Raw genomic sequence first — 3,778 nt, forward strand, 5'->3', positions numbered from 1 at the left:
ACAGTATTTATCGAACCGGAAAGACGTTCTTCCCAGTCGTGCTCCTATTATGCCTGGTCCTCTCCTTTTGTGGAAATGTGATTAGAGATAGTTGCCCGGATCGGACGGAAAGGAGAATAGTTATTGGGCGGCTACGTCTCTGGATGAAGGTCGAAGCGTGAAAAGGCCCAGGGACGCATCGTTGTTGCCCACAATGACGACGGGGGCGTCTGGCATGGGCACGAGGAGAAGGCTCCGCACGTCCCCGGACGCGAAGAAGCCGCTCTCTCGAGCCCGTAGGGCTTCAAATGACAGTCCCTCCCGATTCAGTAAAAGCACACCCTCGCCCGCATCCGACGGGCCCCACGGGTCGCGCACCGTGAAGTCGTTTCCGGCCATCAGCAAGTCTGGTCGCCCATCACTATTCACATCGTGGAGTACGAGGTCACGGGTCGGGGAAAACTGTGCTTCGACAGGCAAGTCGTGGCGCGTGAAGGTGCCATCCTTCTGCTGCTCGAAGAGGCTGGTCGTGAAGGTGTGGGCCTTGAAGCGCCGGGCCCTCTCCCACTGCTTCTGCGTCAGAACCTGCTCCATTGTCGCCTCGGCGTAGGCTTCGTAGGACTGGAAACGGGCGCGGAGGAACGGCAACTCGCCCATCAGCAGATCGCGCCGCGGTAGTGGGTACTCGGTGCCGTTGAGGTAGTGGCTCATGATGGGTTCGATGCCGCCGTCCTGGTCGAAGTCGCCTGCGTACACAGACGCTGGAGCATCCGGCCGGGCGTGGAACTGCGCGTTTTCGCCCCGATTGCCAGCGACAATGTCATCGTCGCCATCGCCGTCAAAGTCAGCGATCTGGAAGGCATACCACCATCCGCTTGAGCGCTCCAGATCAAGGTCACCTGTGATTTCGGCGAAGGCGTTCTCGTGGTCGGGCTGGAACACCCGAAAGCCCATCCACTCGCCGGCCAGGATCAACTCGTGGGTGCCGTTACCGGTCAGGTCGTGCCAGCGAGCATCTGTTACCATGCCCGGCCGCAGGAGAACCTCGGCGGCTTGGTCGGTGACGTCCTTGAAGCGCCCACCGGTGTTTTCCAAGAGGTAGCTGCGGGGAGGAAGGGGATAGTCATTGGGCCGAACCCGTCCACCTACAAAGAGGTCCGGATTTCCGTCCCCGTCGTAGTCATGGACGGCCACCGTTCCTCCACTGCTCTCGATGGTAGGAAGCACGTCGGAGGAGGCCACCTTGAAGGCACCGGTCCCGTCGTTGAGGTACAAGCGGTCCTGATAGGCCTCGGCCCGCACCTCAGAGCTTCCGCCACTTACCACGTAGAGGTCCAGGTCCCCGTCTCCGTCCGCATCGAAAAAGGTGGCGTCTACGTCCTCGAAAGACCGGTCGGCAGCAAAGGCCTCTCCCGAAGTCTCCCGAAACGTTCCGTCCGGCCGCTGCAGGAAGAGGAGGCCGCTCTGCCCCCGCGCCCCGCCCACAAACACGTCCTTGCGTCCGTCGCCGTTGATGTCGCCCCGGGTCAGCGCCGGCCCGAGTCGAGAAAGCTTATGCGGGAGAAGCGGCTCATGGTGATAGTCCTCAAATGCGTTCTCCCGATGGGAGAAAGAGAGTCCTTTCTGATCGGACGAGACTGCAAATAGGGGCGTCTTTTGCGCCGTGTCCGAGGCGGGGCCAAGTGGGGTTGCCTCTTCCTGATACAGCGTGACCGTCTGGTCGACGCGCACATCTGAAATGCTTTGGCGAGTTTGGTCGGGCCACCTCACAGTGAGGTCGACCTCCTCGGTCTTTCCCAACCCGAAGGTCAGCACCGGTTCAACGGAGGACTGAAAACCACGGACGGGCATCATCTCCTGATAGTGCGTCTCTCCCTCGGGTGTTTTTAGCGTTACCTTCGCGCCGATGCCAAAACGATTCTTATCGGTCCCCTCCAGCTCGACCCGGAGAGAATGGCGGTCGGTCCGCTCGGCGGCGTTGTTGCGGTAGACCCAGGCCCGCTCACTGACGTTGCTGACGATGAGGTCTAGGTCACCGTCCCTGTCGAAGTCGGCGTAAGCGGCGCCATTGGAAAAGCCCTTCTTTGCGAGACCCCAGTCCGTACTCACGTCTTCGAACGTGAGGTTTCCCTCGTTGCGAAAGACGTAATTTGGAATCGGAGTTGAGGGAATCTTTTGTGCCAGCTCATACAGGTCGGACGGCGTACGGCTCTGTTCCCCCCGCACCTCGGCACGCCTCCCATACTGAAAATCAAGATTCGTCTGGTCCCGTGGGACGCCGTTTGTGACGTAGAGATCTTTGAGACCGTTGAGGTTGAAGTCGGCAAAGAGGGCGGCCCAACTCCAATCGGTGTTCGACACGCCGGCGAGCTGTCCAATCTCGCTGAACGTACCGTTTCCATTGTTGAGCTGAAGCATGTTGCGCGTATACTGGGGCGAGTCCCGGTACAGGGGCGTCGGTGATATCGCCAGCAGCTTCTGGCGCCGGTTGCCCTTGGCCAACATGTCCAGGACAAAGATGTCAGGGCGACCATCATTGTTGTAGTCGGCGATGTCGGCCCCCATTGACGAGGTCGACATGTGGTCCACCCAGGAGTGAATGGCGTCCGTGAAGGTTCCGTCGCCCTGATTGACGTAGAGCCGGTCCTCCCCTTCGAAGTCGTTGGCCACGTACAGGTCTAGCCACCCATCTCGATTGATGTCGCTCACAGTGGCACTCAGTCCATGACCAATTGGATTTTTCGTTAGCCCCGCCTGCCCGCTGACGTTAACGAACCGCTCGGGTCCGGTCGCACTCGTATCGTGGCGGTAGAGCCGATCGCCGCCAAAGCGCCGCTGTGTGTCCGGGCCTGGAGACTGGTTATTAAGCACGTACACGTCCAGGTCGCCGTCCCGGTCGTAGTCGAAAAACGTAGCATGGGTGGTGTAGCCGGGATCGTCGATGCCGTATTCCTTGGCCCGCTCCTCGAACTGAGGAACGCCATTTCCGTCGGGCCCCTGGTTGAGGTAGAGCTTGTTTCGCCGCCGCTCCACAGGGGACGGGCCGGCGTGAGAGACGTAGATGTCGAGTAGTCCGTCGCCATTCACGTCGGCCATCGTCACCCCTGTCTTCCAGCCGGTGGAGTCGCGGACACCAGCCGTGCCGGTTACCTCCCGAAACTGAAGCTCCCCCTCGTTCAGGTAGAGCGCGTTTGCGTCCTGATTGGCGGTAAAATAGATATCCGTAAGGCCATCGCCGTTCAGATCCCCTACTGCGACCCCGCCCCCGTTGAAGAAGTTTTCGTAAGTGAGCAGGTTCGCCTCGGAACTCCCCACCACCTCGTTAACGAACCTCACGCCTGTTGAGTCAGGTGGTAGAAGCGAAAAAAGGGTTTCTCGCTGCGACGAAGGGCCACAGGCGACGAAAACGACCGTTGTGAGGACGAAAATGAGAAGGGCAATAGGATTCGGCCCCGGAGCCCTTTGCTTCGAAGGAGGCTGGCAGTTCAATACCGAGCAGTGCCAATTCCAATTCATTCGTGAAACCTTCTCGTGTTGGGGAAGCTACCCATCGGAGAGAAAGACCGCATCCAGCGAAAGAGCCCTCGTTCCCAGACGCTACACGTGCGGGAGAGCACTCCCTCGCCGTGTGCATCTGCTCGTTTTCGAGAGAAGGGAACCGCCAGCCCTCCTCGACCAGAGAGCAAGGCCTCTATGAACGGCCTGGGCTCAGCGTCCAAACTCCGGGGGACTCAATTCCGAAACGCCTCCGAGAGGCGGGTCAGGCTCTTGCGGACGGACGCGGCCGGCTCGGCCGTGC

1 protein-coding gene is annotated in these 3,778 nt (G+C 60.2%); it reads right to left on the reverse strand.

Features of this window, described 5'->3' with window-relative positions:
* Positions 1-120: 120 nt before the first annotated feature.
* Entirely contained in the window at positions 121-3,315 is a 3,195-nt protein-coding gene (locus tag V5A20_RS13560) for a VCBS repeat-containing protein (RefSeq protein ID WP_332327588.1), read from the reverse strand.
* Positions 3,316-3,778: the final 463 nt, after the last annotated feature.

The organism is Salinibacter sp. (genome assembly GCF_036626415.1).
In the GTDB taxonomy this organism is placed as follows: Bacteria; Bacteroidota; Rhodothermia; order Rhodothermales; family Salinibacteraceae; genus Salinibacter.